We start from the raw sequence: 22,006 nt of genomic DNA on the forward strand, positions 1-22,006 counted from the left end.
CGCGCTCACGCCCGCGCCGCGACCGCCACCGTGTCGACGCCCCGCGGCAGCTCCCCGTACAGCGACCCGCGCTCGGGGCCGAGTCGGGCGGCGACGAACGCGTCGGCGACGGCCGGCGGCGCGTGACGGATGAGCAGCGACGCCTGCAGTGCGACGGCGAGCGCGGAGACGGTCGAGCGAGCGGACGACTCGTCGGCCGTGTCGAGCGCGATGCGGAGTCGGTCGTGGTGGGCGTCGTACTCCGGGTGCGTCCCGCGCGCGGCGGCCAGCTCGGCGTCGAACGCCTCGCGGCTCGCGGGTTCGCGCGCGAGCGCCCGGAGCACGTCGAGGGCGATCACGTTGCCCGAGCCCTCCCAGATCGCCATCACGGGCTGCTCCCGGTAGCGGCGCGCGAGCGGGAAGGCCTCCGTGTAGCCGTTGCCGCCGAGGCACTCGAGGGCTTCGTAGGCATGGCCGGGGCCGCGCTTGCAGACCCAGTACTTGGTGACAGCGGTCGCCAGGCGCCGGAACGCGACGTCTTCGTCCGGTGCGTCGGCGTCGTGGGCTCGCGCCAACCGGAGGGAGACGGCGGTCGCCGCCTCGGACTCCAGCGCGAGGTCGGCGAGCACGGCGGTCATCGCAGGCTGGTCGACGAGGCGCGCTCCGAAGGCCGAGCGATGGCGCACGTGCCAGGCGGCCTCGGCGACGGCCTGCCGCATGCCGGCCGCGCTGCCCAGGATGCAGTCGAGCCGCGTGCGGTTGACCATCTCCAGGATGGTGCGCACTCCGCGCCCCTCCTCGCCGAGGAGGAAGCCGATGGTCCCGTCGAACTCCACCTCGCTCGACGCGTTGGAGCGATTGCCCAGCTTGTCCTTGAGGCGCTGGATGAGGAAGACGTTGCGCGTCCCGTCGCCCAGCACCCGGGGCACGACGAAGCAGCTCAGCCCGCCGGCGGTCTGCGCCAGCACCAGGAACGCGTCCGACATCGGCGCCGAGCAGAACCACTTGTGGCCGGTGATCAGCCAGCGGCCGTCGCCGGCGGCGAGCGCACGCGTCGTGTTGGCGCGCACGTCGGAGCCGCCCTGCTTCTCGGTCATCGCCATGCCGAACAGCGCCGACGTCTTGCCCGCTGCGAGACGCCCGTCGTAGTCACGGCTCAGGAGGCGCGGCACCCACTCGGCGGCGAGCACGTCGTCCGCGGCCAGCGCGGGGACGGCGGCGTGCGACATCGAGACCGGGCAGGCGTGCCCCGGCTCCACTTGCGCGAAGAGCAGGAAAGTGGCGGCGCGGGCGACGTTCGCGCCCGGCCGCGGCTCGGCCCACGCCGACGTGTGCGCGCCGGCGGCGACCGCAGAGCGGATGATCCGGTGGTAGCTCTCGTCGTACTCCACCTCGTCGAGGCGGTTGCCCCAGCGATCGAAGCCGCGCAACTGCGGCTCGCGCGTGTTCGCCCGCTCGGCGTCGGCCTGGAACGCGGCCGACCCGACCAGACGCCCGGACTCGCCGAGCGCGGGCACGGCCCAGCCGGCGTCGTAGCGGTGCACCGCCTCCTGCAGCGGGAGGTTCGCGGCGAACTCGTCGAGGTCGGTGCGCGGCGGAGGCTGGTTCACGACGGTGTGGGTGCCCATGCGGTGGGAGTCTACCCGGGGCCCCGGGACGGGTGGAGGCTACCGTGGACGGTGTGCGCATCCCGGATCTCCTCACCGACCGTCTGCTGCTGCGGCGCTGGCGGGACGGGGACGCGACGTTCGCTTTCGAGCTGTACTCGCGCTGGGAGGTTCAGCGGTTCCTCGGCCGCACCCCGCGGGTCATGGCCGACCTGCGGGAGGCCGAGGCGCTCGTGCGCCGGCTGCGCCGCCGTGAGGACCGGTTCCGCGCCTACCGTGTCGTCGAGCTCGCCGCGACCGGCGAGCCGCTCGGAACGGTGATGCTCCAGCCGTTGCCCGCCTCCGGCGCGAGCGAACCGCTGCGCCCCAGCGGCGACACCGAGATCGGCTGGCACTTCCATCCTGCGCACTGGGGCCGCGGATACGCGACGGAGGCGGCGGGGTCGCTGCTGGCCGCGGCGCTCGACGACGGGTGCCCGCGCGTCCTCGCGGTGACGTATCCGGACAACCGGGCGTCGCAGCGCGTGTGCGAGCGGATCGGGATGACGAGCCTCGGCGTCAGCGACGCCTACTACAACACGGCGATGGAGCTGTTCGAGCGGACCGCGTGAGCTCCCGTCCTCTGTACCCTTGAAGGGACATGGCACATCTTCTCGGGGCCGAGGCCCTGCACCTCGAATTTCCGACCCGAGTGGTCTTCGACTCCGTCTCTCTCGGCGTGAACGAGGGCGACCGCATCGGCATCGTCGGCCGCAACGGCGACGGCAAGTCCAGCCTGCTCGGGATGCTCGCGGGGCTCCGCGAGCCCGACTCGGGGCGCGTCACCGTCCGCAGCGGCGTCCGCATCGGCGTGCTGGACCAGGCGGACACCCTGGACGACGAGGACACCGTCGGTCACGCCGTCGTCGGCGACGCCGCCGAGCACGAGTGGGCGGGCGACGCCCGGGTGCGCGACGTGATCGCCGGGCTGGTCGCCGACCTCGACTGGGAGGCCCGCCTCGACACGCTCTCGGGCGGCCAGCGCCGCCGTGTCGCCCTGGCCCGCCTCCTCGCCGGGGACTGGGACGTGCTCGCGCTCGATGAGCCGACGAACCACCTCGATGTGGAGGCCATCACCTGGCTCGCCGAGCACCTCAAGCGCCGTTGGTCGGCCACCGCGGGCGGCCTGCTGGTCGTGACGCACGACCGCTGGTTCCTGGACGAGGTCTGCACGCTCACCTGGGAGGTGCACGACCGCGTGGTCGAGCCGTTCGAGGGCGGCTACGCGGCGTACATCCTGCAGCGCGTCGAGCGCGACCGGCAGGCCGCCGCGATCGAGCAGCGCCGCCAGAACCTCGCGCGCAAGGAGCTGGCGTGGCTCCGCCGCGGCGCGCCGGCCCGCACCTCCAAGCCGAAGTTCCGCATCGACGCCGCCAACGCGCTCATCTCCGACGTCCCGGAGATCCGCGATCGTGTCGCGCTCCAGTCGCTCGCCGTCTCGCGCCTCGGCAAAGACGTCGTCGACCTGCTCGACGTCTCCGTCTCCTACGGCGAGCGCCCCGTGCTACGCGACGTGGAGTGGCGCATCGCCCCGGGCGAGCGCACCGGCATCCTCGGCGTCAACGGCGCCGGCAAGTCGACGCTGCTCGATCTCGTCTCGGGGACGCTCGAGCCGACCTCCGGTCGGGTCAAGCGCGGCAAGACCGTGCGCGTGGCGACGCTGACCCAGCGCCTGGACGAGTTGGAGGAGCACCTCGACGACCCGGTCCGCGTCGTCATCGGCCGCCTCCGCACCGAGTACACGATCGGCAGCGGTTCCAAGGCGCAGGCGCTCACGCCCGCCCAGTTGCTGGAGCGGCTCGGCTTCTCGTCGGCCCAGCTCTCCACCCCGGTGAAGGACCTGTCGGGCGGCCAGAAGCGCCGCCTCCAGCTGCTGCTCATCCTGCTCGACCAGCCCAATGTGCTCATCCTCGACGAGCCCACCAACGACCTCGACACGGACATGCTCGCGGCCATGGAGGATCTGCTCGACTCGTGGGCCGGGACCCTGATCGTCGTGTCCCACGACCGGTACTTCATCGAGCGCGTGACCGATCAGCAGTTCGCCATCCTGAGCGGGCACCTGCGGCACCTCCCCGGCGGCGTGGACGAATACCTGCGGCTGCGCACGCTGGAGGAGAAGCGCGGAGCGACGGCCGCCGCGCCGGCGTCGGACTCGACAGCATCGGGCTCGACAGCGTCCACCGCCTCCGCCCCCGCAGCCCCGACGCTCGCCGGGGCGGACCTGCGCGCGGCCCAGAAGGAGGTCGCGGCCCTCGAACGCCGCCTCGGCAAGCTCCAGGAGCAGATCGGCGCCGCCCGCACCGCCCTCGCCGACCACGACCAGTCCGACTACGTCGGCCTCGCCACCGAGATGGAGGCGATCACCGCGAAGGAGCGCGAGGTCGAGGAGCTGGAGACCCGCTGGTTCGAGCTGACGGAGGCGCTGGGCTGAGTCCGACCCGGCTCGCATTCACGCTCCTGCCGTCATGACTGCAGACCGGTGATCATCGCGACGAGGTCGTTGTGCGACACGTCCGCGACGTCGCGGGTGGCGACCTGCGTGCCTCGGCGCAGCACGGTCACCCGATCGGCGACCCGGAAGACCTGTTCCATGTTGTGGCTCACGATCAGGACGGCCGCGCCACGCTCCTTCAGCTTGAGGATGAGCTCCTCCACCTTGGCGGTCTCCGCGACGCCGAGAGCGGCCGTCGGCTCGTCCATCAGCACCAGGCTGCTGGCCCAGTGCGTCGCGCGCGCGATCGCGATGCCCTGGCGCTGGCCTCCGGAGAGGTCGCTCAGGGTGGCGCGCGCCGACGGGATCCGGACGTCGAGCTCGTCGACGAGGGTCTGCGTCTCGGCCGCCATCCTCCGGCGGTCGAGGACGCCGAACGGTGCGCGGCGCAACTCCCGCCCCAGGAACATGTTCATGTAGACCGGCTGGAGGTCGACCAGCGCGAGGTCCTGGTAGACGACCTCCACACCCTTCGCGCGGGCGTCGGACGGGTCGCGGAACGCCGTACGCTCGCCGTTGAGATGGATCTCGCCCGCCGTGGGCTGGTACAGGCCGGAGATGATCTTCACGAGCGTGGACTTCCCCGCGCCGTTGTCGCCGACCAGGGCGACGATCTGACCGGCCTCGATCTCGAGGTCGAACCTCTTGATCGCGACGATTCCGCCGAAGTGCTTGGTGATCCCATCCAGCCGGAGGGGTGTCCGTGCGGTCATGCTGTCCTCCCGGTTGCGGCGAGGGCGTCGCCGATGGTGAGTGGTGCGGATCCGTCGGCCGACCAGATGCCGGCGACGACGGGATGTCCGGTCGAGAGGCCGGCGATACCCGCCGTGAGCCCCCTGGTCACGAAGACCTGCGGACGGAAGCCGAAGAGCGCGGTGTCGCCGGGCTCCACCGCGCGACCGTCGATCGGCACGGTGGCGTAGTAGTCGATCGCGTCCGCCGCCGGCATGTCCACCCGCAGCTCCGGGGCGTCGATCGGATCGACGCCGTCTCCGACGAGGAGGGCGTTCGTGGAGCCGCCGCTCAGCACCGGGTCGACGTAGAGGCCGCCGCCGAACACGTAGGCATCGCCCTGGTGAACGTGCGAGACCTCGGAGACGTAGGCGATCGCCGGATCCTCGATCAGATCCTCCGCCGCGTGCAACGGCGTCGTGCCGGTGAGCCCGTGACCCGGCTCGACCTGGGTGGCGCCGGCGCCCGCGAGCGATGCGAGGATGCTGGCCGACGTGGTTCCGGGCGCGTTGACCTGGACGTCGGTGCGGCCCGCCGCCTGCAACGCTTCGAGCGCGCGCGTGAGCGTCCCGAGGTTGGGGGTGGGGCGCGCGGTGCGGGTCTCAGCGTCGAACAGGGTGGCGGGGAACGTGGTGATGCCCGCGAAGCGCAGCCCGGGCACCGCGTCGAGCCGGTCGGCGACGGCGACGATGTCCTCGGCGGCGAAACCGCCTTCGTGGCCGCGGTAGAAGCGATCGCCGGGCGCGACGATCCGCGCGAGCACGTCCTGCTCACGTCCGGCGGCCACCGCCGCAGCGCCCGCCTCGGCGGCCTTTCGGTCGCTGAAGACGGTCCAGTAGAGCGGCTGGAGGCGCGCGGCCTCTGCGGCACGGTGCCGCGGAATCTGGACCAGGTGGCCCAGATGCCCGGTGCGCAGGCCTCCGGCGGCTGCGGCGACGGCGCATTCGAGGTCCACGCCCACCGCGTGGTCGATGCCGCCCGCCGCGATCGCCCGGGATGCGTCCGGATTGCGCCCGATCTGCTTGGTCATGGCGAATGGAGTGAGGCCGAGCCGGGACGCTTCGGCCGCGAGGGCCGCGCTGTTGCGCGCGACGGCATCGAGGTCGATCACATACGTGTTCGGGGGGATGTCGCCGGAGCGATGGAAGCGGGCCGCGGCCCGCAGGAGGTCCGGGTTGCGGCGTCGGAGGAGGTCGAGGAACATCCGGTCGGTCCTAACTGCTCTTCTTGGCGCGGAGGGAGAGGGACACCGCGATGAGGATGATGACGCCGCGAACGATCATCTGCTGCGCCACCGTGAGGCCGCCGAGGAGGAGGCCGTAGTTGATCATGCTCATGAACAGGCTTCCCACGAGGGCGCCGATCATCGACCCTCTTCCGCCCGTGAGCGCGGTGCCGCCGACGATCACCGCTGCGAGCACGCTCATCAGGTCGGATCCGCCGAGCGTGTACGTGGCGCCGGCGAGACGTCCGGCGTAGAGCAGCCCGGCGAGCCCGGCTGTCGCCCCCGAGATCACGAAGACGATCATCGTGATGCGCGTGGTGCGGATGCCGCTGACCGACGCCGCAGCCGCCTTGTTGCCCACCGCGAGCACGTGGGCGCCGAACCGGCGCTGCCGGAGCACATGCCACCCGAGTGCGACGACCACCGCCGTCCACCACACCAGGATCGGCACACCGAGCAGGGTCCCCGCACCGAAGATCCAGGTGAAGACGGGGTCGGTGACCGGGACGGACTGCAGGTTGGTCGCCTGCTGCGCGAGTCCGGCGACCAGCCCCATCGTGGCCAGCGTCACGAGGAACGACGGCAGCCGGACGAGAGTGACGAAGGCGCCGTTCACCAGTCCGATCAGCGCGCCGACGGCGAGCCCGGCGAGAGCGGACAGCCACCACTGGTGCGTCGCCTGCAGCGTCACCGCTGCGGTCAGGGCCGCCAACGCGACGGTCGATCCGATGGAGAGGTCGATCTGACCGAGACTGAGGACGAAGACCGCACCGACCGCCATGACGGTGATCGGCGTGGCCTGCGTCACGATGTTGACCAGGGTGGTCATGTTCAGGAAGTTCGCGCCCTGGGTGATGGCGAAGTAGACGAAGACGACGACGAATCCGATGTAGACGACGTACTGGCGCCAGTCGGAATGGCGCAGCCGCTCGCCGAGGGTCGCTCTCCCGTCCTGGTGGGGGATGACGGTCATGATGCTTCTCTTTCTGTTCTGGTCGCGGTGTCGATGGCGAGCCGGATGGCCCCGAGCACGGGAGCCGACGGTCCGAGGGTGCTCAGGCGCACCCGTACGGAGGCGCGCCCCAGCCGGACGAGCCACGCGCGGAGCGGGGCGAGGAGTTCTACGCGGCCCCCGATCCCGCCGCCGAGCACGAACAGTCCGGGATCCACGACCGCTTCGAGGGAGACGAGGGCGTAGGCGAGCCAACGCGCCTCCTCGTCGAGGGCGCTCACCGCGGCGGGATCTCCCGCGGCCGCGCGGTCGAACACCTCGTGGGCGCTCACCGGTCCGGTCTCCCCCGCCGCCTCGGCGTAGCGCCGCGCGAGGGCGTCGCCTGCCAGCCGCTCTTCGAGCGCCCCTCGACGGTGGTTGGCCGGATCGAGCGGGTCGGCGCCGATCGGCAGGTAGCCGACCTCGCCTGCGCCACCCGCGGCGCCGCTCCAGAGCCGGCCGTCGAGCACGAGGCCGACGCCGATCCCGGTGCCGACCGCGACGAAGGCGAAGCTGGGCTCGCTCCTGCCGACGCCGTCGGAGAGCTCGCCGAGGGCGGCGATGTTCACATCGTTCTCGATCACGACCCGGTGGCCGAGCCTGGTCTCCAGCTCACCCACCAGACCGACGCCGTCCAGACCGCTGAGGTTGGGGGCGAGACTGAACGATCCCTGATCGTCGTCCGGCACACCGGCGCCGCCGATCGCGGTCGCGACGACACGGCCGCCGGCGGTGCGCTCCATTCGACCGATCAGCTCGGCGAGCTGCGCGAGGAGTCCGGGACCGCGCCTCGTCGCCTCGACGACCTCGTGGAGGAGGGCGCCATCCATCGCGGCCACCCCCGCCCGGACCTTCGTCCCGCCGAGGTCGATGCCGACGACCAGCGGCCGGGCCGCGGCGCTCATGCCATCCTCAGGACGTCGGCGGGGTTTCCCGCGGTCAGACGATCGATGGCGCGCTCGGACACGCCCCGTTCCCGCAGCATCGGCAGGAACACCGCACCGAGGTACGAGTAACCGTGCACACCGTGCGTGCCGGGATTCATCCAGACCTCGGCTCCCGTGAGATCCTGCGCCAGCAGGATCCGCTCCTCCAGCCCGTCCTCGACGAGAGCGGCGACGAGGTCGGCACGCCCGGAGTCCGAACGATGGAACGAACGCTTCTCGTACTCGCCGTCCTCGCGCGACCCGGGCGGGCCGAGGAAGAAGTCCCAGTCCTCCTTGCCGATCGTGTCGATCGCCACTCGCGCGCCGGCATCGATCACGCGGCGAGGAAGCTCGCCGCCCAGTTGCGTGTCCACGTGCCCCACGACGACGCGATCGAGGTCGACGCCCTCCTCGCGGAGGATGTCGAGCTGCTCGAGCGCCTCCGTGCCGTGCGTCGTATGCGTCATGACGGCGAGTCCCGTCTCGCGCTGCGCGCGGGCGACGGCACGCAGGCACTTCTCCTCGTGCGGCGTGATCTCGCCGAGGCTGGTCGCCTGCTCGCCGAACACCCCGGCCCGGACGCCGGAGCCGCCGATGCCCGTCGTCGCGTCCGAGACGAGTCGCTCGGTGAGCTCGCGGACATCGGCGCCTCTCGCCCAGTCCGGCGCGTAGGACTCGAGGTACAGCGCCGTTCCGGAGACGATGTGCAGCCCGGTGCGCGACGCGATCTCGACCAGCAGCGAGACGTTGTCTCCGTCCGCGTCACGGCCGACGACGTTGTAGGGGCTGAGGTCGACGACAGTCCGGAAGCCCAGGGCGGGCAGGCCGGCCAGGGCGTCGACGGCGCGTTCGACGGCGTCGTCCCTGGTGGCGCCGGTCAGCCAGGGACCCGGGACCAGGGACAGCAGATGTTCGTGGGGCATGACCCGGCCGAGCTGGTCGGCGGGGACGGGGCCGAGGACGGTCGTGACGTACGTCATCGGTCTCTCTTCCTGTGGTGCGGGATCTCGAAATGCAGGTGACGGCGAGGGCGGGCGGCCGACGGGGGCGATCGACCGCCCGCCGGTCGGTCAGCCGCCGGTCACCGACGACGGCGGCTTGGTGCCGTAGTCGGCCTCCCACCCCGACATGAGATCCTTCTTGGTGACCTTCGTCGGGTCGGAGGCGACGAGCTCGGGGGCCTTCTTGTCGAGGACGCCGTAGGCGCCGGCCAGAGCGAGGCCCTTGCCGATGCCGAGCGAACCGTTGCCGACCATCCCGGCGACCGTGTCGCCCGAGACCATCGCGGCGCCCAGCGTGGTGTCGAGGTCGTTGGTGACGACCTTGATATCCGTGCGGCCCGATGCCTTGATCGCGGCCACCACTCCCTGGGCCGCGGTGGCCCACGACACGTAGATCCCCTTGAGGTTGGGGTGCTTGGCGATCATCGCGGCGGCGATGCTCTGGGTCGCGGTCTCATCGGCGAATCCCTCGTCGTCGACGATCTTCACATCGGGGTACTCGTAGGCCATCCAGTCCTTGAAGGACTTGTCACGCTGGTTGGTGAACCAGAAGTTGGCGTTGTACGAGAGGTAGCCGATCTCCCCCTTCTTGCCGAGCGCGTCTCCGAGGATCTCCGCGTTGTCGCGTCCGGCCTTGGCCAGGTCTTCGGTGACGATCGACACGAAGTCGGTCCCTGCCTTGTAGCCGGCGGGCGGCGTCGTCATGATGACGAGCTTGATCCCCGCGTCGACGACGGGTTTGAAGGCCGTGGCCGCCGAAGTCGGGTCCACGGCGATCGCGACGATGATGCTCGGGTGCAGGGCGAGGACGGTCTGCACGTTGTTGGCCTGGGTCGCGGCGTTGAAGCCGGCCTGTGTGCTGGCGACGACCTTGATGCCGAGCTTCTCGAACTCCTGCCTCGCACCCTTCTCGACCGCGGTGACGAAGTCGGACGATGTGTGCCAGACGAAGGCGGCCGTGAACGTGCCGGCCTTGACTTTCGCCTCTTCGTCCGCGGTGAGGGCGAGATCGGAGAGGGGGCCCGGCTTCTCACCGTTCGGACCGACGAACTCCAGGCTGGGTTTGGCCGCAGGTGAGGAGGACGCTGCCGGGGCGTCTCCGGCTGAGCAGCCGCTGAGGGCGAGGACGACGGCGACGGCTCCGACGAGCGCGGCGCGCAATCCGGGGCGTCGGATAGAGCGTGCTGTGTGCATGGGTTACCTTCCGGGAGCGGGTTGTGGACTCCTGTCGCGGTGATGTCCCCCGGGTGCACGCACCCTGTCACCGTTGACTCGTTGAACCATTTTGATTTCAACGAGCAATCAAAGTCAAGCGCGAGATTGTGTCGAATGCGTTTCGGGCGCGTGAAAACCGGATTTCTGCGCCAACCCGCGCAGGGTTCCGCTACATTTGTGTTCACGTTGACACGAATAGGAGGGCGCGATGGTGCAGGACACTCGGCAGCTCAATCGTGAGGCCGTCCTGACCGCACTGTTCGCCGCCCGCCCCGCAAGCCGGAAGGTCATCGCCGAGCGTTCCGGTATCTCTCCCGCCACCGTGACCCGTGCCGTGGAGCAGCTCCTCGCCGAGGGCGTCGTCGAAGAGACGAGCGAGATCATCTCGGAGTCCCGCGGCCGACGCGCCGTCGAGCTCGACATCGTCGCCGACCGGCGATTGGCGATGGGCGTCGATTTCGGCGCGACGAACACCCGCATACTCGTCGTCGACCTGCTCGGGCGGCCGATCGCCCGGCGATCGGTGCCGACACCCGCCCACGAAGACGGCCAGCTCCTCGCCGAATGGCTGGCGGACGAGGCCCGGGCGACGGCCGGAGACGTGTGGAAGCGCATCGCTTTCGTCTGCCTGGGGATGCCCGGCGCGGTGGGGCGGCAGCGCACCGTGTCCAACGCCCCCAACCTCCCGCAGGTCGAATCGCCCGGCTTCCTCGATGCCGTGGAGGAGGCTTTCGGTCGGCCGATGGGCTTCGACAACGACGCGAACTACGCCCTCCTCGGCGAGCTGCACTACGGAGCCGCCACCGATTCCCCCAACGCCGCCATGCTGACGATCGGGTACGGACTCGGAGCGGGACTCGCCATCGACGGCCACATCCTGCAAGGCGAGCGGGGGCTGATCGGGGAGTTCGGCCAGCTCCCGATCGGCCCGCTCGGCGCCCGGCTCGAGCACATGGTCACGGGAAGCGGGATCATGCGGCGCGCCGCGGAGGCGGGCGTCGCGCTGTCGGAGCCCGCGGCGCTCTTCGCTCCCGATGCGCCCCCCGCCCTGCTCGGCCTGCGAGCGCAATTCGACCAGGCGCTCACGATCGTCCTCGCCGCCGTGACGGTCGCGAGCGACCCGCAGACGATCGTGCTGGGCGGCGGGATCGCGACGTCGCTGACGCCTGCCCTCGACCGGTACCGGATCGCACTCGAGCAGAGCCTGCGGGTGTCGCCTGCGATCGTGACCGCCCGGCTCGGTTCCTACTCCGGCGCAGTGGGAGCAGCCGTCGCCGCGCTCCACCAGGTCTATGCCGCTCTCGGTGTCCACCCGGACGTCATCGTGCGGTTGCCCGGCGGAGACGCGATCGCCGAAGACCTCCCCGTCTGACGGCACCCGCGTGAGGGCACCCCGTTCGCGGTGCGAGCCTCCCCTGGACGGGTGCTCTCGGCGTGTCGCGCGGTGTGGGAGGATTCAAGGGATCGGCTGACCCGCCCAGACCCGTCCGCGGCAGCCGTCCCGAAACGGGGGGGCTCACGTGACCAGCGACGACCGGCCGACGGCCGACAGGCCGCTCTTCGGCCGCGATCGCGCGCGCGAGACCGTCCTGCTCGTCGCCCACCGGGCGATCGACCGCGGCGGCGCCGTACTCGTCACCGGGGAGGCCGGGCTCGGAAAGACCACTCTGCTGACCGACATCGCCGAACGGCTCGACGACTGGACGGTGCTGCGCGTCCACGCGGACTCATTCGAATCCGACCTCGCCTATGCCACGGTCGAGACCCTGGTGCGCGGGCTCAACACCCTCAGCGGCGCGCGCATCCGACCTCCCGCGCCCGGCGATGATCCGCTGACCGTCGGCCGCCTGCTGCTCGACGCCATCGATGGCGTCGCCGGACCCGTGTGCCTGATCGTCGACGACTCGCAGTGGGTGGACGAGCCGTCGGCACGCGCCCTCCGCTTCGTCGTCCGCCGCCTCACCGACCAGGGCTTCCTGTTCGCCGCCGCCACCCGCCCGCAGCCGAACAGTGTCGTGTCGCTGTTCGACGACGTAGCCGCGGTGACCGTCAACCACGCGCGCGTCGAGCTCACCCCCCTCACGGTCGGCGACACCCAGGACCTCGCCCAGCACATCCTGGGCCACGCGATCTCCCGCCGCACCGCCACCCGCCTCACCGAGGCGACGCAGGGCTCTCCCCTGCTGCTGAGCGTGCTGCTCGGCCAGCTTCGCGACACGTTCGCCCAGGCGCTGCATCCTGCCGGGTGGGACATCCCCGTCGCCGCGATCACGCCGATCTCCACCGCGATCTCGTCGGCGCTCGAAGGCGCCGACCCTGCGGCGCGGACCGCTGCGGAGATCGTCGCCGTGCTGCGGGACCCGCTGCCGTTGCCGGTCGTCGGGACGATCGCCGAGCGGCTGGGCGTCACGGCCGACGTGCCCGGCGCGGTGTCCCGCGGGCTGGTCCTCGCCGCGCCGCGCGACGGAGTGGTGTGGGTCGAGCCGGCCCACGCCATCCTGGCCGACGCTCTGGCGTCCGAGCTGACCCTCGACCGTCGCGTGGCCATGCACCGCGTCGCCGCCGAGGTGCTCACCGGCCACCGCGCGCTGCGGCATCGGGTGGAGGCCGCGGACCGCACGGACCCGACCCTCGTCGACGAGCTCCTCACGGCCGCGCTGGACGCGGCGGAGCTGGGGCGCGCCGAGCAGGCCCTCAGCTATGCGCGCTCCGCGGTCCACCTCGCCACCGGGGCGGAGCGCGACCGCGCCCTCCTCGAGATCGGCCTGCTGGCGATGCGTTTCCGGATGCACGAGCGCGTGCTCGACCTGCGCGATGCCATCGAGGCGATCGCCCCCTCCTCCGTGCGCGACGCCGTGCTGCTGGAGCTGCGCACGCTCTCGCGCGACGCACCCGGGGCGCTCGCGCTCGGACTGGCGCTGGAGGCGTCACCTGCCACCACGCCCGACGAGCGCGCCATCCGCACACACGTCGCCGAGGCCCTACCGAAGGTCTACATGGCCATGGGCGACTTCGCCTCCGTGCTCGACCACCTGGACCGCGCCCGCGAGCTGATCGCCGACTGCCCGGCCCCCGCAGACGTCGCCGATCCGGCCCTGCGCTGGATGGCGCACCCCGAGGAGCATCTGGTGCGCCTCCTGGGCTGGGCGCTCAACTCCGCGGCGCACGCTCGACGCCCCGACCTCTATGGCCCGCTGACCCTGGAGCTGGACGATCTGCTGTCCCGCCACGAGTCCCCCGCTGCCGTCGACGCGCTCGTCTCGCGCTCCCGCGTCTCGGTGCTGGGCGGCGACATCGAGCGCGCGCGCGTCGATCTGGCCTCTGCGAACGACCTGGTGCGCCGCTTCCCGTCCAGCTGGACCGCCGGGTTCGCGCGCACCATCTACGCGCACATCCTCTTCCTCGTCGGCGAGTGGGAGGAGTCGGTCACCCTGGCCGACACCGCCGTCGCCCTCGCACTCGACGAGACCGACCTCTCCTGCTGGCCCATCGCGCTGTGGACATCGGCCCTGGTCCGCGCCGGCCGCGGGGAGTCGGACGCCGTGGAGGAGCGTCTGCGCGCCGCCGCCCAGGCGGACCCGCGCATCACCGGCTCGTACGACGGCGACCTGCCGTTCCTCGCCCGCGCCGAGCTCGCGCGCGCACTGGGCCGCCCCGAGGAGCAGCTCGCCGCGACGCAGGACGCCGAAGAGGCCGCGACGCGCGCCTCGACGCTCGGCTGGCTCACCTACCGGGTCGACGCACTCGCCGCGCTCGGGCGGGCGGAGGAGGCGCGGTTCGCCTACGAGCGCTGCGCGGAGCCGGGCCTGTGGCGCCCGTACTACGGCTCCCTCCGCTGGCTGGAAGGCCGCGCGCTGGAGGCCGAGGGCAGCACGGAAGACGCCGTCGCCGCCTACCTCGCGGGCGTCGACGATCCGGCCTGCAGCTCGTTCCCGTTCCCGCGCGCGGTGGCCGCGCTCGACGCCGCCCGCCTCCTGGTCGGCCAGGGCGCCGACGCCGACCAGGCGACCCGGCTGCTGAGCGATGCCGCCGCGACCTTCCGGCGGCTGGGCGCATCCGGGTACCTCGCCCGGTGCGCGCACCTCCTCGACACCCTGCAGACCGCGGCCCCGGCCGCCGATGCCGCGGCTGACCCGCTGGCCGCACTCACCACCCGCGAGCGCCAGGTGGCGCACGCCCTCGCCGCCGGCATGACCAACAAGGAGATCGCCGAGCGGCTGTACGTCTCGGTGACGACCGTCAACTTCCACGTGCGCAACATCCTCGCCAAGCTCGGGCTGCGTTCCCGGCGCGACCTGCGCGCCCTCGGCATCGCCCGCCGCCGCCCCGCGCGCGGAGGCGCCGCGCACCCGGTCAGCAGGTGACCGTTCGCTCCTCGGTCCGCCGACACGGAGGCCGCCCGCGCGGGCGCAGGATGATGCCCGGCGCCGTCAGTCGCCCAGGATGCGCGCGCCGTGGACCGGGCCGGTGGCCCGCACGGCCGTGATCCGCGCGGCGCTCAGTGCGATCTGCAGGTCGAGCGCCGAGTCGAGGTCGGCCGCGAGGAACGCGACCGTCGGACCGGAGCCCGACACCATGCCGGCGAGCGCGCCGTTCAGCTCGCCGAGCTCGAGCACGTCGGCGATCGGCGGGGCGAGGTGGATGGCCGGAGCCTGCAGGTCGTTGGCCAGCGCCTCCGCCAGCATGGCGGGGTCGCCCGCTCGCAGGGCCTGCAGCACGTGCGCGTCCACGCTCGGCGAGAGCTGGGCTGGGGCGATGTCGGCTGCGTGCCGTTCCCGGTGACGGTCGAGCTCCCGGTAGACCGCGGGTGTGCTGAGCTCCGACTCCGGCAGGGCCAGCACCCAGTGGAAGGTGCCCGTCGCGAGCGCCGGGCTGAGCTGGTCGCCGCGGCCGGTGCCGATGGCCGTGCCGCCGACGAGCGCGAACGGGACATCCGCGCCGAGTCGCGCCGCGAGGGCGAGCAGCTCGTCGCGCCCGACGTCCGTGCCCCAGAGGGCGTCGCACGCCACCAGCGTCGCGGCAGCGTCGGCGGACCCTCCGCCCATCCCCCCGGCGATCGGCACCCGCTTGTCGATGCGAAGCCGCACGCCGCCGGTGTACCCGGTGCGCTTGGCAAGGAGACGGGCCGCCTTGATCGCGAGGTTGGAGCCGTCGATCTTCAGGCCGCTCGTGTCGATGGGGCCGCCGAAGCTGACCGAGAAGTCGTCGGCGGGGTAGGCGCGCACGTCCTCGTACAGCGAGACGGCCTGGTAGGCGGTCGCCACGTCGTGGTAGCCGTCGTCCATGACGGCGCCGACGCGCATGAAGACGTTGATCTTGCCGGGAGCACGCACATGCACGGCGTCCCCGCTCCATCCGGCTTCGCGCTCGACCATGCTTCCAACCTACAGGGGCGCGCGGGCGGCCGGTCGCACCCGTCCGGGTGGCGGCGTCACACGCGCGCGGCGCCGAGCCGGGCGAAATCGTCGAACGACAGCTGCTCGCCCCGGAGCGAGGGCGAGAGACCCGCCGCCTCGAGGGCGTCGGCCGCCGTCGTCGGATCCCCGTAGACCGGCGCCAGCGACTGGCGCAGGGTCTTGCGACGCTGCTGGAAGGCGGCGTCCACGAGCTCGAAGGTGCGCGTGCGCAGCGCCTCGTCGCCGGGCGGGGTCGCGTGCCGCTCGAATGCGACGAGCACCGAGTCGACGTTCGGCACCGGCCAGAAGATCTGCCGGCTCACGTTGCCCGCGGTGCGCCAGGTGCCGTACCAGGCGGCCTTGACGCTCGGCGAGCCGTAGACCTTCGATCCGGGCTGCGCGGCGATGCGGTGGCCGACCTCCGCCTGCACCATGACGACCCCCGAGCGGAGCGACGGGAAGTGCTCCAGCAGGTGCAGGAGCACCGGAACGGAAACGTTGTACGGGAGGTTCGCGACCAGCCGGTCGGGCTGCGCCGGAAGCTCCGTGACGGCGAGGGCGTCTCGGTGCACGACGGTGAGCCGCTCCGCCGCCTCCGGCGCCATCTGCGCCACCGTCGTCGGCAGCTGCGCGGCGAGGCGGCCGTCGATCTCGACGGCGACGACACGGGCGCCGGTCTCGAGCAGGCCGAGGGTCAGGGAGCCGAGGCCGGGGCCGACCTCGACCACGACATCCCCCGCCTCGACCTCGCCGACCCGCACGATGCGGCGCACGGTGTTCGCATCGATGACGAAGTTCTGGCCGAGCTTCTTCGTCGGCGTGACGTCGAGCAGCTCGGCCAGGTCACGGATCTCGGCCGGCCCGAGCAGGCGCAGCTCGCTCACGCGATGCGTCCGATGGGCGACGTCGGCGGCGCGGAGACGGGCTCGCTGTCCCAGCGGCCGTAGACCAGCTCGGTGTTGGAGTTGATCTGGGCGGCGAGGGTGGAGGCGTCGGTGTCGATGGTCTCCGCCATGGCGCGCAGCGTGAGCGGGATCAGGTACGGCGCGTTCGGCCGCCCGCGGTACGGCGTGGGCGTGAGGAACGGCGCGTCGGTCTCGACCATGATCAGGTCGCGCGGGGCCGAGCGCAGGGCCTCCCGCAGCGTCGGAGCGTTCTTGAACGTGACGGTGCCCGCGAACGACATGTACCAGCCGTTGTCTGCGCAGATGCGCGCCAGGTCGGCATCGCCGGAGAAGCAGTGGAACACGGTGCGCTCCGGTGCGCCGACGCGCTTGAGGGTCGCGACGACGTCGGCGTGGGCGTCGCGGTCGTGGATCTGCAACGCGATCCCGTGGCGCTTGGCGATCTCGATGTGGGCCTCGAAAGAGCGCAGCTGCGCGTCGCGGCGAGGCCCCTCCTCCGTGCGGAAGAAGTCGAGGCCGGTCTCGCCGACGGCGCGGACGCGGGGACGCCCGGCCAGCTCGTCGATCACCGAGAGGGCATCGTCGAGCTCGCCGCGCTCGGCGTAGTCGGGGGCGTCGTTCGGGTGCAAGGCCACCGCCGCGAGCATCCGCGGCTCCACCGCCGCCATCTCGGCGGACCAACGCGAGGTCTCGATGTCGTTGCCCACCTGCACGACGCCGCGCACACCGACACTCGAGGCGCGATCGAGCTGCTCGCGGTAGTCCAGCGCCACGTCGCCGTCGGCGATCTCGAGATGGGTGTGATTGTCGTAGACGGGGACGACGAGCGCCTCCGGCAACGGCGGGTAGGCCAGGTCGCGGCCGTCGGTGACGTGCCGCTGCCGGATGAACGCCGGGTCGCTCATACGCCCGGCACCGCGTCCGCGTCGATCCGGGGGAACAGCGCCTCGAGGGCCGTCACGGCCGTGCCGGCCGGCAGCTGCCCCCACTCGCCGGCGCGTCGCAGCGGCTGGGCCGCGAGCGCGCCGAGGCCGCCCTCGGCGCCCAGGGCCGTCCAGAGCTTCGCGGTCGCCTGCGGGACGACCGGGGAGAGCAGCACCGCGAGGGCGCGGAGGCCGTCGGCTGCGGTGTAGAGCACCGTGGCCAGACGCTCGCGCTGGGCGTCGTCCTTGGCGAGGCTCCACGGTTCCTGCGCGGTGATGTAGCCGTTCAGCTCGTCCACCACCGTCCAGATCGCCGTCAGGGCGTCGTGGATCGCGAGCCGGCCGATCGCCGCGTCCGCCTTCGCGGTGGCCTCGGCGACGGTGCGCCGCACCTGGAGGTCGGCGTCCGCGTACTCCCCGGCCGCGGGCACCACGCCCTCGAAGTATCGGGAGACCATGGCGACCACGCGCGAGGCGAGGTTGCCGAAACCGTTGGCGAGCTCCGCCTGGTAGCGCGCCGAGAGGTCCTCCCAGCTGAACGAGCCGTCCTGCCCGAAGTTGATCGCGCGCATGAAGTAGTAGCGGAACGCGTCGGAGCCGAAGGTGTCGGTGATCTGCGTCGGCGCGATGCCGGTGAGCTTCGACTTCGACATCTTCTCGCCGCCCACGAGCAGCCAGCCGTGGCCGAAGACGCGGTGCGGCACGTCGAGCCCGGCGGCCATCAGCATCGCCGGCCAGATGACGGCGTGGAAGCGCAGGATGTCCTTGCCGACCAGGTGCGTCGCGGGCCAGCGACGGTCGAACGTCGCCTCGTCCTGGCCGTAGCCCACCGCCGTCACGTAGTTCAGCAGCGCGTCGAACCACACGTACACGACGTGCGACTCGTCCCACGGCACCTTGATGCCCCAGTCGAAGCTCGAGCGGGAGATGGACAGATCGCTGAGGCCCTGCCGCACGAAGCTCACGACCTCGTTGCGCGCGGACTCCGGCTGCACGAACTCCGGCCGCTCCTCGTACAGCGCGAGCAGCTTGTCCGCGAACTGGCTCATGCGGAAGAAGTAGTTCTTCTCCTGCAGCAGCTCCAGCGGCTTCGAGTGGATCGCACAGACCTTCTGGCCCTCGTACTCCCCCGTGCCGTCCACGATCTCGCTCTGCGGCTTGAATTCCTCGCAGCCCACGCAGTACAGCGCCTCGTACTCGCCCGCGTAGATGAAGCCGTCATCATAGAGCTTCTGCAGGAACTTCTGCACGTTGGTCTCGTGGCGCTCGTCCGTCGTGCGGATGAAGTCGTCGTTCGCGATGTCGATCGTCTTCAGCAGCGGCAGCCACTCGTTCGTCACCAGGCGGTCGGCCCACTCCTTCGGGGTCGTGCCGTTCGCGGTCGCGGTGCGCAGGATCTTCTGGCCGTGCTCGTCCGTGCCCGTCAGCAGCCAGGTGTCGTCGCCCGCCTGGCGGTGCCAGCGCGCGAGGACGTCCGCGGCGACCTCCGTGTAGGCGTGCCCGATGTGCGGGACATCGTTCACGTAGAAGATCGGCGTGGTGATGTAGAACGAAGAGCCGTCGGACATGCTGACTATCCTACGGGCGCGGGAGACGGAGGCCCGTTGTGTGTCGGCGATCAGAGCGGGCCGGCTCAGAGCCGACGTGGAGCCGAACCGACTGGAATGGCTCCGAATTGGACCGAACGGAGCAGAAATGACGCTCACCGCTGCCGACGTGGACGGCCTGCCGCACGTTCCGCTCAGCACCTTCAAGGCGAATCCCGCCCGCTACCTCGCGACGGGCGCCGCCATCACGACGCACGGTCGCGTCAGCGCCGCGTTCCTCCCGGTCGTCGACGACGCTGCGCACGAAACCGAGCCGACCCTCCAGACGACCAAGGCACAGCTGCGACTGCTCTCGCGGCTGGTCGATCGGAAGGCTGTGGCCGACGAACGGCGACGACTGAGCGTCTCGCGCGACGCTGACGCTGTTCCGGACCCGCGATGACCGTGCTGGGCATGCTCGACACGAGCATCCTGATCAGCGGACTCCCCGACGAGGTCATCGACGAGATCGACGCGTACCGCTCGTCGACGATCTGCCGGGGGGAACTCATCCAGGGGCTCGTCGCGTTCCGTTCCGATCCGCGCCGCGAGGCGGCGGCCGCTCAGCGCCAGGAGCTCGTCCGGATCCTCGATGAGCTGCCCGGTTTCTGGCTGCACTTCGACCGGGCCGCGTCGGACAGCTACGGCGCCCTCACGGCGGAGCCGCGCGGCGCCGGGCGGCTGAAAGACGCCCTGATCGCGGCCCACTCCCAGTCGGCCGGGCTTCCCCTCCTGACGGAGGACACGGGCTTCACGCGCTATCCGGAGGTCGACATCCGGCTGCTCCCCCAACGCGGCTGATCGACACCGCCGTTCACCGCCAGTCCCAGCTCAGCAGATCGCGCAGAGCGCGCACGGCGTCCGGCGAGAGACCACCGGACTCGGCAGCGACGGCGGCGGCCTGCGTGTCCGCCCACGTCGCGAGGTCGCCTGCGGTGTCGTCGGGTCGGATCGTGTCGAGGCGGCGGATGACCTCCTCGACGCGGGCCAGGAGGTCGGCGTCCTGCACGCGCTCGGGATGCCGGCCGGGGAGGGACGAACCCGGGGCCCGGATGTAGGCGACGATGGCCGCGCTGAGGGTGGCGGGTGGTACGCCGCTATCGCTGGAGGACAGGGAGGTGCGTCCTCACGGTCGTGTTTCCAGCGCGGATTCCGACAGAAGACATGGCTATCCCGCCGCTCACGACCTCGGCTCCGCACGAAGCACGGTCCCCTGGATCTCGCCCGGAGCGATCGACGTGATCTGCCAGTCGATTCCGCGTCCGAGGAGCAGCACGCCTGCTCCGCGCTCGCCCGGCGCGGGCGGCGTGTAGAGGGCGGGAGTGCCCTTCGTGACGCGGAGGATCAGTCTCGTGGGCGCGTCGATCCGTGTTTCGCCGGTGAGGAACGTCGACGTCAGGTAGGTGGGCTCGTGCACCACAGCCCCGACCGCGGCTCCGGCAGGCAGGATCGCGGGGTCGTAGGCGAGCACGACCAGGACGTCTTCGGGAGCGGGACGCACATGCGTGGCCTCATCGAGAGCGGCGATGCGCGCCTGGATCTCGGGAGTCGGACGGGCCTGACCCCGGAGGACGGCGTCGATCCGCTCGCGCGTGGGTGCACCCCGCCGCTGCGATTCGTCCGGAAGACGGCGCTCGGACCCGCGCACGTTCTGCGGACGTGTGCGGCCCGGGTCGAGGCGCTCGACGAGGGCGTCGGTGCTGGCGAACCGCTCTGTCTGCGCTGATACCCGGCCCGAGCCCTCCGGCCCTTCCGTTCCGAGCATCGCTCTGAGAGTGTCGTGCGCCGGTATCCGACGCGCTCCCGCGAGGGCGATCCGGTCGCGCCAGTAGCGGGATCCGCCGTTGAAGTAATCGGCGTCGGCCGCACGAGTGAAGAGCTTGAGGACGTTCTCAGAGGCATCCACAGAGGTGGCGATGTATCCGACCAGGTCCGCTCCGACACACACGGGAGCGGCGTCGACCGGATTGTCCGTCCGCCTGCCGTACTCTGGGTCACCCGAGACGACTGTCGGTGCGAGGTCGAAGTCTTTCCAGCTCACCGACAGCCCCCTTTCACTCTCTCTGATCCTGACGCGCGGTCAAGGATCGCTTGCAGCCGGCGCTCTTGATCCGCGGCGCTACGCAGTGCCCGTTCCGACTGCGCGTCGTCGTACTGAGGCGAGTAGGTCAAGGACGGCTCGAGGTTGTCCCACGCCCAATCACACGCGGCATCCTCATTCGCGAACACACGAAGAGTGCCGTCCTCGTTCGTCACCGGTTCAGCACTCTCCCGAAGGTCACCGGCCGTAGCGGTCACCGTGCCATCACGATGCGGAATCAACGCAACGAGCGTCGGACTCGGCCGACCGTCCGGCACCCAGGAAATCGCATACGGCAGAAACGATTCTCCTCCCCGGGCCGTCGCAGCCACGCGCTTCCGGAGCTCCGGATAATTCATCGTCTGACCGTTCTCTCGCGCCCTCCAGAAGTCCGGAGGGCCGCACGTACTCGACTTCGAGCGTCCGTCGCGCGTCTCCTCCACTCGAGGTGCTCATGGAGATCTGAGAGCGCGAGCCTGATCGTGACTCTTCTCGACGCCGCGAGCTCAGTCATGACCGGTGGGACGACTCCTGTCGAGGAGGGCTTGAGCTCGCTGCAATTGTGCCTGAGCGCTCCGCAACGCTTCCTCCGTCTGTTCAGCGGTGTACTTCGGTGAGGAGGACAGCGAAGGCTCAAGGTAGCCCCAAGCCCATTCGCACGCTTCGTCCTCGGTCGCGAACACACGGATGCTCCCATCGTCATTCGTCACCGGCTCAACCTTTTCGCGGAGATCACCGACTGTGGCAGTGACCGTACCGTTGCCCTGCGGAATCAGTGCGACGAGTGTAGGACTCGGTCTCCCGCCAGCGACCCAATCGATCGCGTAAGGGAGGAAAGAACGTCCGACTTTCGGCAGCGCGGCCAGCCGCTCTTCCAGTTCCGTGTACTTCATTGGCGTTCGTCCTT

Annotated in this window: 20 protein-coding genes; 6 read left to right on the top strand and 14 right to left on the bottom strand. The window is 71.2% G+C overall.

Annotation, left to right across the window (positions count from 1 at the left end):
- Positions 1-5: 5 nt before the first annotated feature.
- Positions 6-1,607 (bottom strand): acyl-CoA dehydrogenase family protein, encoded by a 1,602-nt coding sequence (locus tag IT072_RS14255; RefSeq protein WP_223357519.1) that lies wholly within the window; start codon positions 1,605-1,607, stop codon positions 6-8.
- A 53-nt stretch (positions 1,608-1,660) separates the two neighbouring features.
- On the opposite strand from IT072_RS14255, the gene IT072_RS14260 reads away from it, so the two are divergent.
- Together IT072_RS14260 and IT072_RS14265 are read left to right on the top strand one after the other, a co-directional pair.
- Complete coding sequence (locus tag IT072_RS14260; RefSeq protein ID WP_223357520.1) at positions 1,661-2,197, top strand: GNAT family N-acetyltransferase; 537 nt, start codon at positions 1,661-1,663, stop codon at positions 2,195-2,197.
- Between the two features lie 29 nt (positions 2,198-2,226).
- Positions 2,227-4,059 carry an ABC-F family ATP-binding cassette domain-containing protein gene (locus IT072_RS14265; RefSeq protein WP_223357521.1) on the top strand — a complete coding sequence of 611 codons (1,833 nt, stop codon included), beginning with the start codon at positions 2,227-2,229 and terminating at the stop codon, positions 4,057-4,059.
- A gap of 32 nt (positions 4,060-4,091) precedes the next feature.
- Here the strand turns inward: IT072_RS14265 and IT072_RS14270 are convergent, their stop codons facing one another.
- The 6 genes from IT072_RS14270 to IT072_RS14295 form a co-directional block, all read right to left on the bottom strand.
- Positions 4,092-4,832 (bottom strand): ATP-binding cassette domain-containing protein, encoded by a 741-nt coding sequence (locus tag IT072_RS14270; protein ID WP_223357522.1) that lies wholly within the window; start codon positions 4,830-4,832, stop codon positions 4,092-4,094.
- Positions 4,829-6,055, bottom strand: coding sequence for an alanine racemase (locus IT072_RS14275; RefSeq protein ID WP_223357523.1), 1,227 nt, complete (start codon positions 6,053-6,055; stop codon positions 4,829-4,831). Before IT072_RS14275 ends, IT072_RS14270 begins: the two co-directional genes overlap by 4 nt.
- A gap of 10 nt (positions 6,056-6,065) precedes the next feature.
- Complete coding sequence (locus IT072_RS14280; protein WP_223357524.1) at positions 6,066-7,049, bottom strand: ABC transporter permease; 984 nt, start codon at positions 7,047-7,049, stop codon at positions 6,066-6,068.
- Positions 7,046-7,972 carry an ROK family protein gene (locus IT072_RS14285; RefSeq protein WP_223357525.1) on the bottom strand — a complete coding sequence of 309 codons (927 nt, stop codon included), beginning with the start codon at positions 7,970-7,972 and terminating at the stop codon, positions 7,046-7,048. Before IT072_RS14285 ends, IT072_RS14280 begins: the two co-directional genes overlap by 4 nt.
- Complete coding sequence (locus tag IT072_RS14290; RefSeq protein ID WP_223357526.1) at positions 7,969-8,973, bottom strand: phosphotriesterase family protein; 1,005 nt, start codon at positions 8,971-8,973, stop codon at positions 7,969-7,971. The genes IT072_RS14285 and IT072_RS14290 overlap by 4 nt, the downstream gene beginning before the upstream one ends.
- 90 nt (positions 8,974-9,063) lie before the next feature.
- Entirely contained in the window at positions 9,064-10,188 is a 1,125-nt protein-coding gene (locus tag IT072_RS14295; protein ID WP_223357527.1) for a substrate-binding domain-containing protein, read from the bottom strand.
- Positions 10,189-10,417: 229 nt separating this feature from the next.
- Here IT072_RS14295 and IT072_RS14300 point away from each other — a divergent pair, with 229 nt between their 5' ends.
- Both IT072_RS14300 and IT072_RS14305 read left to right on the top strand, forming a co-directional pair.
- Positions 10,418-11,581 (top strand): ROK family transcriptional regulator, encoded by a 1,164-nt coding sequence (locus IT072_RS14300; protein ID WP_223357528.1) that lies wholly within the window; start codon positions 10,418-10,420, stop codon positions 11,579-11,581.
- 148 nt (positions 11,582-11,729) lie between these two features.
- Positions 11,730-14,573, top strand: coding sequence for a helix-turn-helix transcriptional regulator (locus tag IT072_RS14305; protein WP_223357529.1), 2,844 nt, complete (start codon positions 11,730-11,732; stop codon positions 14,571-14,573).
- A gap of 66 nt (positions 14,574-14,639) precedes the next feature.
- On the opposite strand, the gene IT072_RS14310 is transcribed toward IT072_RS14305, so the two are convergent.
- From IT072_RS14310 to metG, 4 genes are read right to left on the bottom strand one after another with little or no spacing between them, the layout of a single operon-like run.
- Positions 14,640-15,584: a 4-(cytidine 5'-diphospho)-2-C-methyl-D-erythritol kinase gene (locus IT072_RS14310; protein ID WP_223357530.1), complete on the bottom strand. Its 945-nt coding sequence runs from the start codon at positions 15,582-15,584 to the stop codon at positions 14,640-14,642.
- A gap of 56 nt (positions 15,585-15,640) precedes the next feature.
- Complete coding sequence (gene rsmA, locus IT072_RS14315; protein ID WP_223357531.1) at positions 15,641-16,489, bottom strand: 16S rRNA (adenine(1518)-N(6)/adenine(1519)-N(6))-dimethyltransferase RsmA; 849 nt, start codon at positions 16,487-16,489, stop codon at positions 15,641-15,643.
- On the bottom strand, positions 16,486-17,415 hold the full coding sequence (locus IT072_RS14320; RefSeq protein WP_223357532.1) for a TatD family hydrolase: 930 nt from the start codon (positions 17,413-17,415) through the stop codon (positions 16,486-16,488). Before IT072_RS14320 ends, rsmA begins: the two co-directional genes overlap by 4 nt.
- On the bottom strand, positions 17,412-19,001 hold the full coding sequence (gene metG / locus IT072_RS14325; RefSeq protein ID WP_223357533.1) for a methionine--tRNA ligase: 1,590 nt from the start codon (positions 18,999-19,001) through the stop codon (positions 17,412-17,414). The genes IT072_RS14320 and metG overlap by 4 nt, the downstream gene beginning before the upstream one ends.
- A gap of 127 nt (positions 19,002-19,128) precedes the next feature.
- On the opposite strand from metG, the gene IT072_RS14330 reads away from it, so the two are divergent.
- Entirely contained in the window at positions 19,129-19,422 is a 294-nt protein-coding gene (locus IT072_RS14330) for a hypothetical protein (protein ID WP_223357534.1), read from the top strand.
- Positions 19,419-19,820: a type II toxin-antitoxin system VapC family toxin gene (locus tag IT072_RS14335; protein WP_223357535.1), complete on the top strand. Its 402-nt coding sequence runs from the start codon at positions 19,419-19,421 to the stop codon at positions 19,818-19,820. The genes IT072_RS14330 and IT072_RS14335 overlap by 4 nt, the downstream gene beginning before the upstream one ends.
- Before the next feature lie 13 nt (positions 19,821-19,833).
- On the opposite strand, the gene IT072_RS14340 is transcribed toward IT072_RS14335, so the two are convergent.
- From IT072_RS14340 to IT072_RS14350, 3 genes are all read right to left on the bottom strand, one after another.
- Positions 19,834-20,028, bottom strand: coding sequence for a hypothetical protein (locus IT072_RS14340; protein ID WP_223357536.1), 195 nt, complete (start codon positions 20,026-20,028; stop codon positions 19,834-19,836).
- Between the two features lie 171 nt (positions 20,029-20,199).
- The gene (locus IT072_RS14345; RefSeq protein WP_223357537.1) at positions 20,200-21,060 is read right to left on the bottom strand and encodes an ADP-ribosyltransferase; all 861 of its coding nucleotides are present in this window, start codon (positions 21,058-21,060) and stop codon (positions 20,200-20,202) included.
- A gap of 545 nt (positions 21,061-21,605) precedes the next feature.
- Positions 21,606-21,992 carry a hypothetical protein gene (locus IT072_RS14350; protein WP_223357538.1) on the bottom strand — a complete coding sequence of 129 codons (387 nt, stop codon included), beginning with the start codon at positions 21,990-21,992 and terminating at the stop codon, positions 21,606-21,608.
- Positions 21,993-22,006 lie beyond the last annotated feature (14 nt).

The sequence above is a fragment of the Leifsonia sp. ZF2019 genome (assembly GCF_019924635.1).
GTDB lineage: Bacteria > Actinomycetota > Actinomycetes > Actinomycetales > Microbacteriaceae > Leifsonia.

Excerpts from the sequence above, each read along its gene's own strand:
- IT072_RS14255 (WP_223357519.1), bottom strand. The coding sequence starts at position 1,607 with ATGGGCACCCACACCGTCGTGAACCAGCCTCCGCCGCGCACCGACCTC.
- IT072_RS14265 (WP_223357521.1), top strand. The coding sequence starts at position 2,227 with ATGGCACATCTTCTCGGGGCCGAGGCCCTGCACCTCGAATTTCCGACC.
- IT072_RS14270 (WP_223357522.1), bottom strand. The coding sequence starts at position 4,832 with ATGACCGCACGGACACCCCTCCGGCTGGATGGGATCACCAAGCACTTC.
- IT072_RS14275 (WP_223357523.1), bottom strand. The coding sequence starts at position 6,055 with ATGTTCCTCGACCTCCTCCGACGCCGCAACCCGGACCTCCTGCGGGCC.
- IT072_RS14280 (WP_223357524.1), bottom strand. The coding sequence starts at position 7,049 with ATGACCGTCATCCCCCACCAGGACGGGAGAGCGACCCTCGGCGAGCGG.
- IT072_RS14285 (WP_223357525.1), bottom strand. The coding sequence starts at position 7,972 with ATGAGCGCCGCGGCCCGGCCGCTGGTCGTCGGCATCGACCTCGGCGGG.
- IT072_RS14290 (WP_223357526.1), bottom strand. The coding sequence starts at position 8,973 with ATGACGTACGTCACGACCGTCCTCGGCCCCGTCCCCGCCGACCAGCTC.
- IT072_RS14295 (WP_223357527.1), bottom strand. The coding sequence starts at position 10,188 with ATGCACACAGCACGCTCTATCCGACGCCCCGGATTGCGCGCCGCGCTC.
- IT072_RS14300 (WP_223357528.1), top strand. The coding sequence starts at position 10,418 with ATGGTGCAGGACACTCGGCAGCTCAATCGTGAGGCCGTCCTGACCGCA.
- IT072_RS14310 (WP_223357530.1), bottom strand. The coding sequence starts at position 15,584 with ATGGTCGAGCGCGAAGCCGGATGGAGCGGGGACGCCGTGCATGTGCGT.
- IT072_RS14320 (WP_223357532.1), bottom strand. The coding sequence starts at position 17,415 with ATGAGCGACCCGGCGTTCATCCGGCAGCGGCACGTCACCGACGGCCGC.
- metG (WP_223357533.1), bottom strand. The coding sequence starts at position 19,001 with ATGTCCGACGGCTCTTCGTTCTACATCACCACGCCGATCTTCTACGTG.
- IT072_RS14330 (WP_223357534.1), top strand. The coding sequence starts at position 19,129 with ATGACGCTCACCGCTGCCGACGTGGACGGCCTGCCGCACGTTCCGCTC.
- IT072_RS14335 (WP_223357535.1), top strand. The coding sequence starts at position 19,419 with ATGACCGTGCTGGGCATGCTCGACACGAGCATCCTGATCAGCGGACTC.
- IT072_RS14350 (WP_223357538.1), bottom strand. The coding sequence starts at position 21,992 with ATGAAGTACACGGAACTGGAAGAGCGGCTGGCCGCGCTGCCGAAAGTC.